Raw genomic sequence first — 16,573 nt, 5'->3', positions numbered from 1 at the left:
CTGTCGGGCATGAAGAGCATGGCCAAGGATATGGGTGACCATTGGCTGCTCAACGGATCGAAAACCTATATCTCCAACGGGATCAACGCCGACGTCGTGATCGTCGCGGCCAAGATTGACGGTGTCGATGACAAGCATGCGATGGTCTTGCTTATCGTAGAACGCGGCATGGACGGCTTTGAACGCGGCCAGAATCTGGAGAAAATCGGGCTTCATGCGCAGGATACAGCCGAACTTTTCTTCAATGACGTCATGATACCGAAGGAAAATACGCTGGGTACGCCAGGCAAGGGCTTCATCCATCTTATGGAGGGGCTGGCCGAAGAACGGCTGATCGCGATGGTCGGCTATGCCGCGTCGGCGCGGCGGGCCTTTGACGTCACCCGCGAATTTGTCATGGATCGGGATGTTTTCGGCAAGAAACTGTCCGATATGCAGAATACCCAGTTCAAAATGGCCGAGATGGACGCAAAAATCGACATGCTGCAAGTCTATGTCGACCATTGTGTCGATATCCACAACCAGGGCGGGCTCAACGCCAACATTGCTGCCAAGGGCAAGATGCTGGGCAGCGAGATCGAATGGGAAATGGCCGATCTCGGGCTGCAGCTGCACGGCGGTGCCGGCTATATGAAGGAATATGAGATCAGCCGGATTTTCACCGATGCCCGGATGAGCCGGATCTATGCCGGGTCGAGCGAGATCATGCGCTATATCATCGGCCGCGATGTGTTCAGCCAGAAATATCAATCGATCCTCGAATAGCCTATGGTGAAAGCAGAAAAAGGGAAAGGCGAGTCGCCGCCTTCCTTGATTGACGTTTACGTAAACTGCTTGACTGTGTTGCAGTGCAGCATTAGCTATGGCCGAAACCCTTCCAATTCTTCCCACGAGAGGAACCCCGAATGACCCAAGCCTTTATCTATGACGCAGTGCGATCCCCGCGCGGCAAGGGCCGCAGCGATGGCGCCCTGCATGAAATCACCGCTCTGGATCTTTCCGCCCAGGTGCTAGCGTCGATCAATGATCGCAACGGTCTTGAAGGGCATGAAGTAGAGGACATCGCCTTTGGCTGTGTCTCCCCGGTAGGCGAACAGGGCGCGGTGATCAGCCGTATGGCAGCTCTCAAGGCCGGTTATGCGGATACCACATCGGCGATTCAGGTGAACCGGTTCTGCGGATCAGGACTGGAAGCGGTGAATATCGCGGCGGGCAAGGTCTGTTCCGGCGAAACCGACCTCGCGGTTGGCGGCGGCATCGAATCGATGTCCCGCATCCCGATGGGCAGCGACGGCCTCGGCGGCATGGCTGACCCGACGCTCGTTTTTCAGGAATATTTTGTCCCGCAGGGCATTTCCGCCGATCTGATCGCCACCAAATATGGCTATAGCCGCGATGATGTCGACGCCTATGCCGTGGAGAGCCAGAAACGCGCCGCCACCGCCTGGGACGAAAAACGGTTCGCGAAATCCATCCTGCCGATCCGCGATGTGATCGGCGAAGTCGTGCTCGACCGTGATGAACTGATGCGTCCCGAAACCAATATGCAGTCGCTCGGCGCCCTCGGCCCCGCATTCAAGATGATGGGCGAGCAGATGCCCGGCTTTAACGATGTCGCGATCCTCAAACATCCCGATATCGAGAAGATCAATCATGTTCACCACGCGGGCAACAGCTCGGGGATCGTCGACGGTTCCGCAGCCGTTCTCGTCGGCAACGAGATGGCGGGCGAGAAATACGGTCTGAAACCGCGAGCACGGATCGTGTCGATGGCAGCAATTGGTTCCGAACCGACGATCATGCTGACCGGTCCGGAATTTGCGGCCAAGAAGGCACTGGATCGTGCTGGAATGACAGCAAATGATATCGATCTGTGGGAACTGAACGAGGCATTTGCTGCCGTGGTTCTGCGCTTCATGGATGCGATGAATGTCGACCATAGCGTGATGAACGTCAACGGCGGCGCGATCGCCATGGGCCATCCGCTCGGCGCGACCGGAGCGATGATCCTCGGCACCGTGCTGGATGAGCTAGAGCGTTCAGGCAAATCCACTGCACTGGCCACGCTCTGTATCGGCGGCGGCATGGGTATCGCCACGATCATCGAACGGGTGAACTGATTTTCGTGCTCTGCGCTTGATGCGGAGCTCTTGAGGGCTCGAACCGCCCTCTCGCCAAGGCTCCGCATCAAGTGCGGAGCACAGGATGAGATAGTAAGGAATAGAATATGACCTACGAAACATTCACAGTCGATATTGACAGCGACGGCATTGCGCTGGTCACCATCGATCTTCCCGGCCAGTCGATGAACGTCTGGAACCAGGCATTGATCACCGATTTCAAAGCCTTTGTCGAAGAACTGATCGGCAGGGACGAGATAAAGGGTGCGGTTATTACCTCGGGCAAGAAATCCGGCTTCCTCGCCGGCGCCGACCTCAACATGCTCGGCGCATCGAAAGCCGCCAGCATGGCCGAAGCGTTTGAAAGCGCGTGGGAGCTCAACGGCATATTGCGCCGGATGGAAACCGGCGGAAACAGCGCCAAGGACCTGCTCAAGGGCACCGCCCATGCCAAACCCGTCGCCTGTGCCCTGAACGGCCTCGCGCTCGGTGGCGGTCTCGAACTGGCGCTGGCTTGCCATTATCGGGTTTGCGCCGATAATCCCAAGATCCAGCTCGGTCTGCCCGAAGTACAAGTCGGTTTGTTGCCCGGCGGCGGCGGCACACAACGCCTGCCACGCCTTGCCGGCCTCCAGGCAGCGGGCATGGCTATCATGACCGGCCAGCCGATGAACCCGCAGGCCGCGCTCGCGCAGAAAATTGTCGACGAACTTGCCCCTGCTGACGAAGTCGTCGCCAAAGCGAAAGAATGGGTCAAAGCCAATCCCAAGGCGTCCGCGCCATGGGACAAGAAAGGCTATAAATTCCCCGGCGGCGCAGGATCGATGGATCCGCGCGCAGTACCGCTGTATCTCGGTTCCTCGGCGATCGCGCTGAAACAGAGCAAGGGCAATTACGAAGCAGTCAAGGCGATCCTTTCCTGCCTTTATGAAGGCTCGATGCTACCAATCGACACCGCGCTGCGTGTCGAAAGCAAATATTTCACCAAATTGCTCTCCGGCCCGCAATCGAAGAATATGATCCGCACCCTGTTTATCAACAAGCAGGCCGCGGAAAAAGGCGCGGCGCGGCCTAAAGGCGTGCCGCCGACAGAACTCAAGACCGTTGGCGTTCTCGGCGCCGGCCTGATGGGCTCCGGCATCACCCATGTGACGGCCAAGGGCGGCATGAATGTGATCGTTCTCGATCGCAGCATGGAAGAGGCGCAAAAAGCTATCGCTTACAGCCAGAAGATCGTCGACAAGGGCGTGGCACGCGGCAAGATGACCAAGGAAAAGGCCGAAGCCTTCATGGCGCGGATCAAACCGACGGACAATTATGATGATCTCAAAGATGTCGACCTGATCATCGAGGCGGTATTCGAACGCCCCGACATCAAGGCCGACGTGATCAAGAAAACCGAAGCGGTTATCGGCAAGGATGTTGTCTTTGCTTCCAACACCTCGACCTTGCCGATCACCGGCCTGGCCAAGAACAGTTCCCGTCCCGACCAGTTCATCGGGATGCATTTCTTCTCGCCGGTCGAAAAAATGCCGTTGCTGGAAATCATCCCGGGCGCGGAAACCGGTGACAAGGCTTTGGCCGTGGCACTGGATTATAACGCAAGAATCCGCAAAACCCCGATTGTCGTCAAGGACGTCCGCGGATTCTACACCAACCGCGTGTTCCCGCCTTATGCCAATGAAGCGATGTTGATGGTCGCCGAGGGCGTGAAGCCGGCGTTGATCGAAAATGCCGCAATCGCGATGGGCATGCCGATTGGTCCGCTTGCTGTGGTCGATGAAACGACCTTGCAGCTGGGCTATGACATTATGACGTCAACCAAGGAAGAACTGGGCGATGCCTATGTTTCCAGCGGAACCGAGGATCTGATGGACATCATGGTCAAGCAGATCGACCGCCGTGGACGGCGATTTGGCGGTGGTTTCTACGAATATGCCGATGACGGATCGAAAAAGCTCTGGCCCGGCCTCGCCGATCACTTCCCGCTGGCGGAAGAACAGCCCGATGTCGAAGAGGTCAAACAGCGTTTGATGTTCATCCAGCTGATCGCGACAGCGCAATGTTTCGACGAAGGCGTTGTGTCCGATCCGCAATCGGCCGATCTCGGCGCAATCTTCGGCTGGGGCTTCGCGCCATGGACCGGCGGTCCGATGAGCCATATCGACACGATGGGCGTCGACAATTTTGTCCGCATCGCCGACAATCTGGCCCAGCAATATGGCGAGCGGTTCAAACCGCCGATGAGCTTCCGCGAAAAAGCGGACGCCGGAGAAAGCTTTTACAAAGCGGCCTAGAGCGATAATCCAGAGCCGTGCTTCCGCCTGCAAATGGTGGTGATATCCGGGGTCGTTTGTTTCGTGCAAACGGCCCCTTTTTATTGCGTGGCGTTCGATGTAGAGCAGAGGGAAAGAGAAGGCTGATAAAGAGAGCATATGCCCCAGTTTAAATCGAAAATTGCCACCGGTTCGCAAGGCTTTGCCCAGAACCGCAAAGACATGCTGACGCTGATCGATCATCTCCGCAGCCTCGAAAAGCGCGCAGTCGATGCATCGGAGAAACGCCGGCCAACCTTTGAAAAACGCGGTCAGCTAACCCCGCACGAACGGCTGACCCGTCTGCTCGATCCCGGCATGCCGTTCCTGCGCCTCTATAATATGGCCAATTATCTGCTCGAGGACAGCGATCCCGAGACCAGCATTCCCGGCGGCAGCGTGATTTTGGGCATCGGCTTTGTCAAAGGCGTGCGCTGCATGATCTGGGTCGATGACAGCGGCATCCGCGCCGGTGCGGCTACCTCGGGTGGCTGGGATGCGAGCAAGGGCGCGCAGAAAATAGCCCAGGATCTGAAATTGCCGTTCATCCATCTGGTCGAAAGCGCAGGTGCGAACCTGATGGAATATAAGGTCGAGCTCTGGGCCCATGGCGGGATGCTGTTTCGCAATCTAGCCTGGCTCAGCGCGGCCGGCATTCCGACGATGGTCGTGCTGCATGGGCCATCCACCGCTGGCGGCGCCTATATGCCGGGCATGTCGGACTATGTTATCGGCATTCGCAACAACGGCATGGCAGCGCTTGGCGGCGCGGCGCTGGTCCACGCGGCGACCGGTGAAGTCGCCGACGATCGCGAACTCGGCGGCACCGAAATGCACGCTTCAACCACGGGTAGCGTCGAATATCTCGCCGATGATGATGCCCACGGCATTGCCATTGCGCGCGAAACCATGGGTCGTCTCGACTGGAACAAGAATACCACCCCTATTCGCCGCAATGATTATGAAGAACCAATCTACGACATCGACGAAATTGCCGGCCTGGTCCCGACCGACTATACCATTCCCTATGATGTCCGCGAAGTCGCGGCACGGATCGTCGACGGCTCTGACTTCGAGGAATTCAAACCGCGCTATGGCCCCGGCACGGTCTGCATGCAGGCGAGCATCATGGGCCATGCGGTCGGGATGATCGGCAACAACGGTCCGTTCGACCCCGAGGCGGCGGCCAAGGCCACCCATTTCTTCCAGCTTTGCGACCAGTCACAACTGCCGATTATCTTCCTCAACAACACCACCGGCTATATCGTCGGCACCGAGTCCGAGCATAAGGGCATGATCAAGCTGGGCAGCAAGATGATCCAGGCGGTTTCCAACGTCAGGGTGCCGAAACTGGCGCTTTATATCGGGGCGAGCTTCGGCGCGGGCAATTACGGGATGAGCGGGACCGCCTTCGAGCCTGATTTCCTGTTCAGCTGGCCCAATGCAAAAACTGGCGTCATGGCGGGCGCGTCGGCCGCCAACACGATGAGCCATGTCGCCCGGGTTCAGGCCCAGCGCAAAGGCGTCGAGCCCGACGAAGCGGCGATCGCCAAGCAAGAACAGCGGATCAAGGATATTTTCGAAGCGCAGGAAAGCGCGTTTTTCACCTCCGGCCGGGTTCTCGACCATGGCGTGATCGATCCCCGCGACACGCGCAAGGTTTTGGGTTTCGCGCTGGAGACGATTTTCGAGGCGCAGAACCGGACGCTCCATCCCAATGCCTTCGGGGTAGCGCGGATATGACCGATCTCCCCAAAACCGCTACCCTCGAACTCGAAACCCAGAACGGCTGGCTCACCATCTGGTTCAACCAGCCGGAAAACCGCAACGCCCTGAGTGATGCGCTGGTCGCTGAACTCGCTGCAGTAATGAAAAGCGTGCGCGACGATCGCAGCGTGCGCGGGATCACCCTACGTGGTCGCGGCGGCGTGTTCTGTGCCGGGGCGGACCTGAAAAACTTCAAAGAAAATTTCCAGCAAAGCGGCGACCGCGCGGCGATCATAAAAATGTCGAGCGGAGCAGCAGAGATATTCGACCTTGTAAACACCGCCCCGCAGGTTGTGATCGTATTGATCGAGGGCGCCGCGATGGCCGGGGGCTTTGGCTTAAGCTGCTGCGCCGACGTCGTGATTTGCGAAAGCGGCGCACGCTTCGCGATGACCGAGACCGCAATTGGCGTGTCACCGGCGCAGATTTCGCCCTTTGTGATTCAAAAGCTCGGCTATGCCACCGGCCGCCGGCTGATGCTAACCGCCGCGCGGTTTGACGGGACGCAGGCGCATGAACTGGGCTTCGCTGACTTTATCGCCGATGATGTCGCGGGTTTGGAAGCGATCGAAATGCAGTTGCGCAAACAAGTGCTGGGCGCTGCGCCGGGCGCGGTGGCTGCAACCAAAGAATTGCTCGGACAGATTGCCGGCAAGCCGCGCGACGAGGTTATCCGTCTCGCCGCCGAGAATTTCGCAGATCGCATGGTTAGCGAGGAGGCCAAGGAAGGCGTCGCCAGCTTCTTTGAAAAGCGCAAACCCTCCTGGGCGGTGAAACCGGAATGAAACTCTTGAACATATTCTGCCCGTTCGTGCTGAGCCTGTCGAAGCATGAACATGAACCCTCAGTCCTTCAACAAGCTCGGAACGAACGGCGTAAGGTACTCAACACATGACCAGAATCAACACCCTCCTTGTTGCGAACCGAGGCGAAATCGCCTGCCGCGTCATGCGTACCGCCAAGGCACAGGGCATCCGAACGGTAGCGGTCTATTCCGACGCGGATGCAAATGCTCCGCACGTTAAAATGGCCGATGATGCGGTGCACATTGGTCCAGCCCCGGTCAATGAATCCTATCTGCTGATCGACAAGATAATACAGGCAGCCAAGGACACCGGTGCCGATGCCATTCATCCCGGCTATGGTTTTCTTTCGGAGAACGCGGCCTTTTCAAAAGCCTGCGCCGGGGCAGGGATCATCTTTGTCGGTCCGCCGGAAAAAGCGATCGACGTGATGGGCGACAAGGCACGTTCGAAACGCGCGATGATTGCGGCCGGCGTGCCCTGCGTGCCCGGCTATCAGGGCGATGACCAGGCGGACGACGTGCTGATCACCGAAGCCAAGAAGATCGGCGTCCCGCTGATGGTCAAGGCAGCGGCCGGCGGCGGTGGCCGCGGGATGCGATTGGTCCATGATCTGAAAGACGTGCCTAATGCGATCAAGCTTGCGCGATCGGAAGCCGAAAATGCTTTCGGCAATGGCGAACTGATCCTCGAGAAAGCGATCATCAAGCCGCGCCATGTCGAAATCCAGGTCTTTGCCGACAGCAAGGGCAACACCATCCATCTCGGCGAGCGCGATTGTTCGGTCCAGCGGCGGCACCAGAAGGTGATCGAGGAAGCACCATGCCCTGTCATGACGCCAGAACTGCGGGAGCAAATGGGTGCGGCTGCAGTTGAGGCGGCAAAGGCCGTCGATTATATCGGCGCCGGGACGGTTGAATTTCTCCTGGACCAGTCTGGATCCTTCTATTTTCTCGAGATGAACACGCGGCTGCAGGTTGAACATCCGGTGACCGAGGAAATCACCGGTCTTGATCTGGTCGCGCTGCAACTCAAAGTCGCGTCAGGCGACTTGTTGGGTCTTGAGCAGCAAGACATCACTCTGACAGGCCATGCGATGGAAGTCCGGCTCTATGCCGAAGATCCGGCGGATGATTTTCTGCCCAGCACCGGTCCTGTCCATTTGTGGAAGCCGTCCGGCCTGTCGCGGGTCGACAGCGGCATAGAAAGCGGCGGTGAAGTTTCACCTTTCTATGATTCGATGGTCGCCAAGATCGTCACCCACGGGGCCACTCGCGACGAGGCCCGGCGGCGGATGATCAAGGCCTTGTCGGAAACCGCATTGTTCGGCCCCAAGACCAACCGCGATTTCCTGATCGACGCGCTCGACCGGCCGGATTTTGTAAAGGGTGAGGCAACCACCGCCTTCATCGCAGAGAATTATGGCGAAGGTGGAGTCGACCTGGGCCCCCATGATTTTTCATCCTACGCCATCGCCGCGGTTATCCATCACAAGCTGCGGCAGCAGGCGGCGCATAAGCTGGCGCTGAACGTCAATCCGGAAATGCTCGACTGGTCGAGCACTGGTGCGCTGGAAACAGTGGCACAATATGCCGATGGCGAAGATGCCCAGACCATTCATGTCCATGTCGACAAGCCCGGCCATTATCGAGTCAGCTCCGGCGGAGAGGATGTCGAGATTGTCTTGATTTCCCTGACGCCCGACCATGCGAAATTGCGGGTCGACGGGCGGACCATCGACGCCAATTATTATGACGACCATCGCACTCTATATCTTGCGCTGCCCAAACGATCGCTGACCGTCACCGATCTGACCGGTCTCAGCGCGATGGAAGACGCCGGTGGCGGTGGCACCGTGGTCGCGCCGATGCACGGATTGCTGCTCGAGATATTGGTCGAAGCCGGAGTGCGGGTCGCCAAGGGCGACAAGCTGGCGGTGCTCGAGGCGATGAAGATGCAGCATGAGATATTGGCGGAAATCGACGGGACGGTCGAAACCATCGCCGCCACAGCGGGCAAACAGATTGCGGCTGATGATCTGATCCTGGAGATTGCACCGGATGAGGAAAGCGAACCAGAGAGTTAAAATCGGCAACGCTTGAGCGGAGAACAGATTACGCACCGTGGATCCAGTTCGGCGCTCGGCGGGCATGGAGAAGCCATTCTTACCAAATTCGCCAGCCTCTGGCACGACAGGTGAGATCGACCGGTTTCACACGTCGTCATCTTGTTGCGTAAACCCGCGATCTGGCTATTCTCCCAAAAAAAGGAGAGAATCGCATGACATGGCAAATGGCCGATATCTGGGAGAATATTGCCGAAGCGATTCCCGAAAAGCCCGCGATCATCGATGGCGACAAGCGCTATAGCTGGGCCGAATATACGGATCGTGCTGCCCGGGTCGCACAAGTCCTTACCGACCATGGTCTCGAACCCGGCGCGAAACTGTCTGTCTATTCCTATAATAGCGCAGAATATATGGAGACCCAGTTCGGCGCCTTCAAAGCGCGCATCTGCCCGGTCAATGTCAACTACCGCTATCTCGAGGCGGAACTGACCCATGTCATCAACAATAGCGACAGCGAAGCACTGGTTTTTCAGGCCCAGTTTGCCCCGCGCGTCGCCGCGATCCGGGACCAGCTGGAACAGGTTAAACTGTTCCTCGAAATCGACGACGGATCGGGCGAGCATCTCGAAGGCGCAGTGGATTACGAACAAGCAGTGCAAAACGCGTCCCCGATGGCGGTGATAGAACGGTCGGATGACGATCTCTATATGCTCTACACCGGCGGCACGACCGGCATGCCCAAAGGCGTGATGTATGATCACAAGAGTTTTGCCACCGCGCTGCTCGCCAAAGGGTTTGAGATGCGGATGATGGAACCGCCCACCGATGCCTCCGGCTTTGGTACGCTGGTGCAGCAACTGCACGCTACGGGCGCGGCCTCACGCTCGATTCCCGCATGTCCGCTGATGCACGGGACCGGCATGTGGATCGGCGCTATGGTTCCCCATAGTCTGGGGGGCTGCGTCGTGCTGAGCGACAACAGCCATTTTGATCCGGTCGCGCTCTGGCAGCTGGCGCAAGACGAGAAAGTCACCGATATAACCATCGTCGGTGATGTTTTTGCCAAGCCGATGCTGGCCACCCTCGATGATGCTAAGGCGGCAGGAAAAGTCTTTGATTTATCATCACTTTTGATGATGGGATCGTCGGGTGTGATGTGGTCGGCCGAGGTCAAGCGCGGTCTGTTGGGCCATTTGCCACAGATGGCGATCGTCGACAGCATGGGTTCGACCGAAGGCAGCATGGGGGTCTCGATCACTACCGCCGAAAATGTCGATATCGACCAGACCGCCAAGTTCGACATGAACCCGACGACCAAAGTACTGACCGAAGACGGCCAGCCGGTCGAACCGGGCTCCGGTGAAATGGGTCTGATCTGCAACGGCGGGATGGTGCCGCTTGGCTATTATAAAGATGAAGAAAAAAGCGCGGCAACCTTCAGGACCTTTGATGGAGTTCGCTATTCTATCCCTGGTGATTTCGCGACGGTCGAGGCTGATGGCTCGATAACCTTGCTCGGACGCGGTTCGGCCTGCATCAACAGCGGCGGCGAGAAGATATTTCCGGAAGAGGTCGAGGAAGCGCTCAAGACCCATGAATCGGTATATGACTGTCTGGTTGTCGGCATCCCGGACGAGCGTTTTGGCCAGAAAATCACCGCCATCCTGTCGCTGGTGCCCGGGGCCCGGCTCGACGAAAATGCCTTGAACGATCATGTCCGCTCGCAGCTCGCGGCCTATAAGGCACCTCGTGCCATGGTCGTGGTCGATGAAGTACCCCGCGCCGCCAATGGCAAGGCCGGATACAAGGCGGCCAGGGAATTGGCGCTGGAGAAGTTGCAGGTGTCCGCATAGTTTCAGTAGTCAGCCGATGATCGTCGAACTCATCCACAACCCGGCCTCGGGCACCTTTAATGAACACCGGCTGGATGTACTTTCCCGGGCATTTCAGGCCTGCGGAGCGGAAGTCCGGCTCGGCCGGACCGAGAAAGACGGAAAGTTCGAGATATTTCCCGATTGCGATCTCGTCTGTGTGTCAGGAGGGGACGGAGCCTTGCAGCTGGTAGTTGCATCGATGATCCGGGCCGACATATCGAAGCCGCTTTGTGTGTTTCCTGCCGGCACGGTCAACCTTGTCGCGAAGGAGCTCGGCTATTCCCGCGAACCGGAAACATTTGCGCGCGAGATTATGACGGGATTCCTCGACAGGGAAACGGCTCGACTGGAGGCCCCGCTGGCTAGCTTCGACGGTCGACCCTTTGTGGCCTGTGTCAGTGCCGGCCCGGATGGACAGGCGGTCGCGCGGCATAATCCGAGGCTGAAGAAACGCATTGGAGGAGCCGCCTATGCCTGGTCGTTGATCCAGCTGCTCGGCAAATGGCCACAACTGCTCTTTTCCTTGGCAGTAGAAACCCCGGGTGGAACGACAGAACATCTAAACTGCGGCGCCTTCTATGTGATCAAGGCCCGTCATTATGCCGGAAATTGGGTGATGGCGCCGGCCGCCGAATTGGCATCGAGACATTTCCATGTGATATTGCTGACCCGGGCCCGGCGCAGGGATTTTTTCCGGTTCATTGCCCAAGTCGCCCTTGGCCGCGACCCCGCGCGGCTCGATTTCGTCCAGTCCCTGCCCTGCTGCCGTCTGACAATGATTCCGAAAGACAGAATCTCCCGCTTGGCTGCGTTTCAGGCAGACGGGGACACGATTGCGGCGCAACCGCACGAGATCAGGATGACAGACCGGATAGTCACATATTGCCTGCCGTTGCCGGAATAGACCGGGTTCTTCAGGCAGCCCGGCAATGGGCCGCGATCAGATCGACCATTTGAGGCAATTTGCTCGGTGGCAGATCGTGACCCATCCCCTCGACCAGCTCGAAGCTGGCACCTTTGACATTGGCCGCGATATCCTGCCCGCAAGCCGAGGGAATCAGCGGATCGTCTGCGCCGTGGATAACCATTGTCGGAACAGTGATCCGGTTGGCCACGGGCCGTAAATTCCCGGTGTCGATGATCGCCGCCATTTGCCGTTTCGGGCCTGGCGGATAGAAAGCGCGTTCCTGCGCCAGCTTCATCATTTCCCGGCGTTCCTTCGGCCGGCTACGCCCTTCCTCGGAGGCGATCAGCGACGAGAAAGCCAGACCCAGCTCAAGCGCCTCGTCCGGGGTCCGCGTTTTTGCCCGGGCTGTTTGCATCAGTACCTTGCGCACTTCGGCATCGGCTCCGGGAAGACCCGGGCCATTGGTCGATGACATCACCGGCGTGAAGGAAAGCACCCGATCGGAATGATCCGCGGCAATCAGCTGACCGATCATGCCGCCCATCGACGCGCCGACAATATGCGCGCGGTCAATCTTGAGTGCGTCGAGCACTCCGACGGAATCTCTCGCCATATCGCTCAGATTATAGGGTGCCGTTTGCCGCCGGGGGAAGAATCGCTTGGCGATCATCTGGCGGATCGGATGGGGGGCCCGAACACCATCAAATTTATAGGAAAGTCCGACATCGCGATTATCAAACCTGATAACCCGAAATCCTTTTTCGACCAGACCGTTGACGAAGTCGATCGGCCAGTAGACGAGCTGGGCAGTGTAGCCCATGACCAGCAATATCGCGGGATCCTCGGGATTGCCGTAATCTTCTGCTTCGATATTGATGCCGTTGGCGATGACTTGCATGGATTGTTCCTGATCTAGACGAAAACAGAATCAGTAACAGAAAGCGCAAACGTTACAAGAACGGCGGGCCAGTGTGGCTAAGGCGTATTTGTCCGGTTCGTCCGGCCGGCGCTATTTTCTGCCATATTGGCATCCGGAGCAACGGTGACGGTGCCCAGTCGTGCAACCTGGTTTTCCTCGTCGACCACCGCGCGCGCCGGCAGGACTGGCGAAACCTGGATTGCTTGCGCGGACAGTTTCGCGATCTGGACCGTGTAACTGCCATAGGGGACGCCGTCGAACAGGAAAAAACCGTCAAATTCGGTCTGGGTCGCACGAATGATGCGGCCTTCAACGTCGACAAGTTCCATGCCAACCCCGGCGAGCGTGCCACCGCCCTTGCGGATCAACGTGCCCTCGATCTCGCCGGCACTGACCAGTGGCAGTTCGACCGTAACCGCGACGCCGGGCCGCGGCGTGATAACCACGCCGGGGAGGGCAGGCTGCACATAGGGGTTGGGCAGGCTACTGCTATCTATGCCGATCAGAACCGGACGGAAGGGCTGCAGATTGTCGATAATCGCGCGCCCGTTGCCATCCGTAGCCGTCAGAGCCACCGTCCGGCCGGCGGTCAGTTCGACATTTTCGACCAACGGCTCTCCGGGCTGGCGTATACCGTCACGGTTCTCGTCCCGATACACAATCGCCAGTGCCTGCCCATTATTGGCCAGTTTGTTGCTCGAGAACCGGAATTTGCCGTTTCGCGGATCGGGTCCCAGACTGAAGGCCAGATTGAGACCAGCTGCCACCGAACCATCGGTCGCTGCCTCGGCGCTTGCGGTGATTGAAAATTTATCAAAGCGGCGGATAATGCCGATGCCCGCGCGCCCACGGTCAAGTCCGGCATCATAGCCAAGCTCCGCACGCCAGTCCGAACGCTCCCCGGCGCGCCATTCGCCGGTGAAATTAACCCTTTCGAAACGCTTTTCCGGCGCAAGACGATAAACCGCTTCCCCCCGCAGCCGGACCTTGCCGATCCGTCCGTTAGCGAGCAGTCGTGCATCGAGAATATCTGGCGGATCAGGGCCGAAGTCACTAAATCGTTTCTCCCAGTTCAATTCTCCGGTTAGCGATAAGCGCTTGAGATTAAGTGATATTCTTCCTGTTATGTCGAGGCTGTCCCGCCCGTCGGAGCGCGTTTCATATTGCGCATCGACATGAAAGGGCACCAGACGGCTGCCAATCTTGAAACTATGATCAACCGCCAGACTGTGGCGTGACGTAACATTTTTTTCGACCTGGTCCGAGATGAATTCACCCCGTGCCCAGATCGATTCGGCGGTAATATAGCTATTTCCGAGCTGGCCGAGCATCTGGCCGCGGAATGCCACCCCCTCGCCAAGGTTGGAAGAGGCCGAAAGCTCGACCAAAGTGGGTCCCACCGCCCGGCGGACCGATCCTTCGAGATAATTGTGGCGATCGCCGTCAATTTTCAGGCTGAACAGGGACGCGGCGACCGATGTTCTGGCATTGAGGCCGCGTTCGACACCAACGCCGCCGCGCCAGCCGGCCTGGCGGATCGGGATAAACTCGCCGAGCCGGATCAGATCCTCGCCCGCTTCGTGAACCCCGGCCCAATAATAGGTTTGCCTGGGCGGAATGGAATCGAGCCCAACCGGAATAACCTTGGTATCGCGCCGGATCTGCCCCTGCGGGCCATAGAGCACGACTTCGATGCGATTCTGGCCATAAAGCAACGGAACATCGAGAAATTCATAGCGGCCGTCGGTGCGATTTTCGGCAAAGGCCAGCAACTGGCCGTTGCGATAGAGTTCCGCATCCCAGCCGCTGGGCAGTTCACCCCGGAAACTGGTGCGATCAAAGCTGTCCGGGCGCTCCACAGGACGATTTGTTACCAATGCTCCGCGGCCTGCAATAGACTGGGACACCAGGGGAGTGGATATTGTCGATACATCGCCCAAAGCGAAGTGGGTCGCCTTCAGCGGACCGAGAAGATTGCCCTTTGGATCGGTCCGATAGGCCCGAAGCCTGAGATTTTCGGGCACGCCGCTGTTATCGGAGGACAGGCGTGCATCAAAGCTCGCTTTGCCAATCTCGCCGGACGCATAAAGCTCGTAGCGCAAGTCAAACTGCTGCCCCGACCTTTTGTCCTTGAGGCCGCCAGCCGAAACAACGGCATCCACCGACGGGGTGCGCCAGAATTTATAGGGCTCGGACGACTGGGGCAGGCCGGAGAGATCGAAACTCTTGTTCGGACGGATTTTGGCCGCCTGTTCCTTGCGTTCCAGGGCGCGCTCGAACGGCAATTGGGTATCGGACTTGATGGTCAGCAAAGCATTTGACAGATCGGGCACAAATTTGACATCAAACCAGTCCGACAGGCTTTTCACATCAACGCACCAGCCCTCCGGCACATCGTAAATCTGCCCGGACAGCAGTTTTGCACTGCTGTTCACCTTTTGTACCATATTATTATCGCGATCGATGATCAGCGTCTGGTTCTCCGTGAAGATCCAGCCAGTTGCGCGGCGCGACTTCTTGTCGAGACGAAGCGGAATATCCATCGCCATGATGATATCGGCAAGATCTACACACACGCCGGAGTCGGTTTGATAGCCTCTGACTCCGTCTCCCAGCCGGTATTTGCCCGAACGGAGGTCAAACAGCAGCGCATCATCGTCGCTCGCCGTCCAGTCGCTGGTCGCATGGGCCGGAGACGCCAGAAACAGCGAAGCCGCAGAGATCGCTGTGATCCCCGCGGCCTTGATCAGGGCTTCAAAGCCCCGGCCGATTATATTATGTCGCTGTTTCATCATCTTTATCATGATTTTGTGATGACATGAAGTCATACTAAATCATTGATATAAAATGCTTATCTTAGAACCATGTCGGTTTTGGCGATAAGTCCGCCACCGGCATTGTCTGGCTCGTAATATTCAACCGATACGGCTCCTTTGAGCTGTGCGGCCACTTCGGGCGGTATCGGTAGAATGACTTTGCGCTGAGTGACTTCGGGATAGACCGCGATGCCGCGTGCCACCATGACCGGCTCGTTCAAGCCCGCCTTGGTAACCCGGATTTCGCCGTAGGTCGAGCGATCGCCCGCTCGACTGAGGTCAAAGGTCAGCGCCTGCCCATCGGGATCCTGCTCCAGCTTGCCATTGGCGATCGCGGCAGTCGCCTGCAAATTACCCTGACGGATGATCACCGGGATGGTCACGCCGTAAATCGGAGTCAGCGCAATCGAGAATCCCCCATTGGGGACCTCTTGTTCGGTTACCGAACGTGCCGCGGGAATCGCGCGGAACAGAAGGTGGGCGCGATATTCTCCGTCCGGCAAGCCCTCGGGAGCCCGCACACCGAGGCGGATTGCCTGCGGCTGGTTCGGCGGCAGCGTCACTCTGCGCGGTGCATAGCGGATCATCGCCTTGGCGGCCTGCTCGATCTCGTTTTCCTGATCTTCGCTGACATCTTCCAGACGACCTTCAGCAGTCATCCGGCGCAATTCGAGGGAAATCCGGTAAGTTGCTGTTTCCGAACCGATATTGTTCAATATGACTTCGGTACCCCGCTGGCCGTCCAGGACAACGCGGGTCGGTGCTACCAGCAGATCACCCGCTGCCTGTGCCGGTGCCGATGTCAACGCGATCGCTGACGTCAAGGCGCCCAGCCCGATGCAACAATATTTCAGGAGTTTGAATCTCTGGATGGTCATTATATTCTCCGGCTTTAACTGGTCATTCGGAGAGGCTGGTCTCGACGCCTTTCCCCACACGGCCCTTATGGGCAAAGAGGGTTACCAAAGCGCTAACCATGGATGA

At 58.1% G+C, this 16,573-nt stretch carries 11 protein-coding genes; 8 read left to right on the top strand and 3 right to left on the bottom strand.

Annotated elements, in window-relative coordinates; translation table 11 throughout:
- The 8 genes from WBM93_RS01720 to WBM93_RS01685 all read left to right on the top strand — a co-directional run.
- On the top strand, positions 1-765 hold a 765-nt coding region (locus tag WBM93_RS01720), incomplete at its 5' end, for an acyl-CoA dehydrogenase family protein (RefSeq protein ID WP_424427537.1).
- Positions 766-905: 140 nt separating this feature from the next.
- Complete coding sequence (locus tag WBM93_RS01715; protein ID WP_424427535.1) at positions 906-2,120, top strand: acetyl-CoA C-acetyltransferase; 1,215 nt, start codon at positions 906-908, stop codon at positions 2,118-2,120.
- Positions 2,121-2,227: 107 nt separating this feature from the next.
- On the top strand, positions 2,228-4,417 hold the full coding sequence (locus tag WBM93_RS01710; protein ID WP_424427533.1) for a 3-hydroxyacyl-CoA dehydrogenase NAD-binding domain-containing protein: 2,190 nt from the start codon (positions 2,228-2,230) through the stop codon (positions 4,415-4,417).
- Positions 4,418-4,555: 138 nt separating this feature from the next.
- Positions 4,556-6,178: an acyl-CoA carboxylase subunit beta gene (locus WBM93_RS01705; protein ID WP_424427531.1), complete on the top strand. Its 1,623-nt coding sequence runs from the start codon at positions 4,556-4,558 to the stop codon at positions 6,176-6,178.
- Positions 6,175-6,987 (top strand): enoyl-CoA hydratase/isomerase family protein, encoded by an 813-nt coding sequence (locus tag WBM93_RS01700; RefSeq protein ID WP_424427529.1) that lies wholly within the window; start codon positions 6,175-6,177, stop codon positions 6,985-6,987. The genes WBM93_RS01705 and WBM93_RS01700 overlap by 4 nt, the downstream gene beginning before the upstream one ends.
- 106 nt (positions 6,988-7,093) lie before the next feature.
- On the top strand, positions 7,094-9,091 hold the full coding sequence (locus WBM93_RS01695; protein WP_424427520.1) for an acetyl/propionyl/methylcrotonyl-CoA carboxylase subunit alpha: 1,998 nt from the start codon (positions 7,094-7,096) through the stop codon (positions 9,089-9,091).
- Positions 9,092-9,285: 194 nt separating this feature from the next.
- Positions 9,286-10,926, top strand: a complete 1,641-nt coding sequence (locus WBM93_RS01690) for an acyl-CoA synthetase (protein WP_424427518.1) — start codon at positions 9,286-9,288, stop codon at positions 10,924-10,926.
- Positions 10,927-10,942: 16 nt separating this feature from the next.
- The gene (locus tag WBM93_RS01685; RefSeq protein ID WP_424427517.1) at positions 10,943-11,851 is read left to right on the top strand and encodes a diacylglycerol/lipid kinase family protein; all 909 of its coding nucleotides are present in this window, start codon (positions 10,943-10,945) and stop codon (positions 11,849-11,851) included.
- Positions 11,852-11,861: 10 nt separating this feature from the next.
- On the opposite strand, the gene WBM93_RS01680 is transcribed toward WBM93_RS01685, so the two are convergent.
- The 3 genes from WBM93_RS01680 to WBM93_RS01670 all read right to left on the bottom strand — a co-directional run bounded on the left by WBM93_RS01680 (position 11,862) and on the right by WBM93_RS01670 (position 16,467).
- Positions 11,862-12,752 (bottom strand): alpha/beta fold hydrolase, encoded by an 891-nt coding sequence (locus WBM93_RS01680; RefSeq protein ID WP_424427515.1) that lies wholly within the window; start codon positions 12,750-12,752, stop codon positions 11,862-11,864.
- A 77-nt stretch (positions 12,753-12,829) separates the two neighbouring features.
- Positions 12,830-15,568 carry an MSCRAMM family protein gene (locus tag WBM93_RS01675; protein WP_424427513.1) on the bottom strand — a complete coding sequence of 913 codons (2,739 nt, stop codon included), beginning with the start codon at positions 15,566-15,568 and terminating at the stop codon, positions 12,830-12,832.
- A gap of 56 nt (positions 15,569-15,624) precedes the next feature.
- The gene (locus WBM93_RS01670) at positions 15,625-16,467 is read right to left on the bottom strand and encodes a fimbrial biogenesis chaperone (RefSeq protein WP_424427511.1); all 843 of its coding nucleotides are present in this window, start codon (positions 16,465-16,467) and stop codon (positions 15,625-15,627) included.
- Positions 16,468-16,573: the final 106 nt, after the last annotated feature.

Source organism: Parasphingorhabdus sp. (assembly GCF_049667325.1).
In the GTDB taxonomy this organism is placed as follows: domain Bacteria; phylum Pseudomonadota; class Alphaproteobacteria; order Sphingomonadales; family Sphingomonadaceae; genus Parasphingorhabdus.
This window is presented reverse-complemented; position numbering and strand designations above follow the sequence as displayed.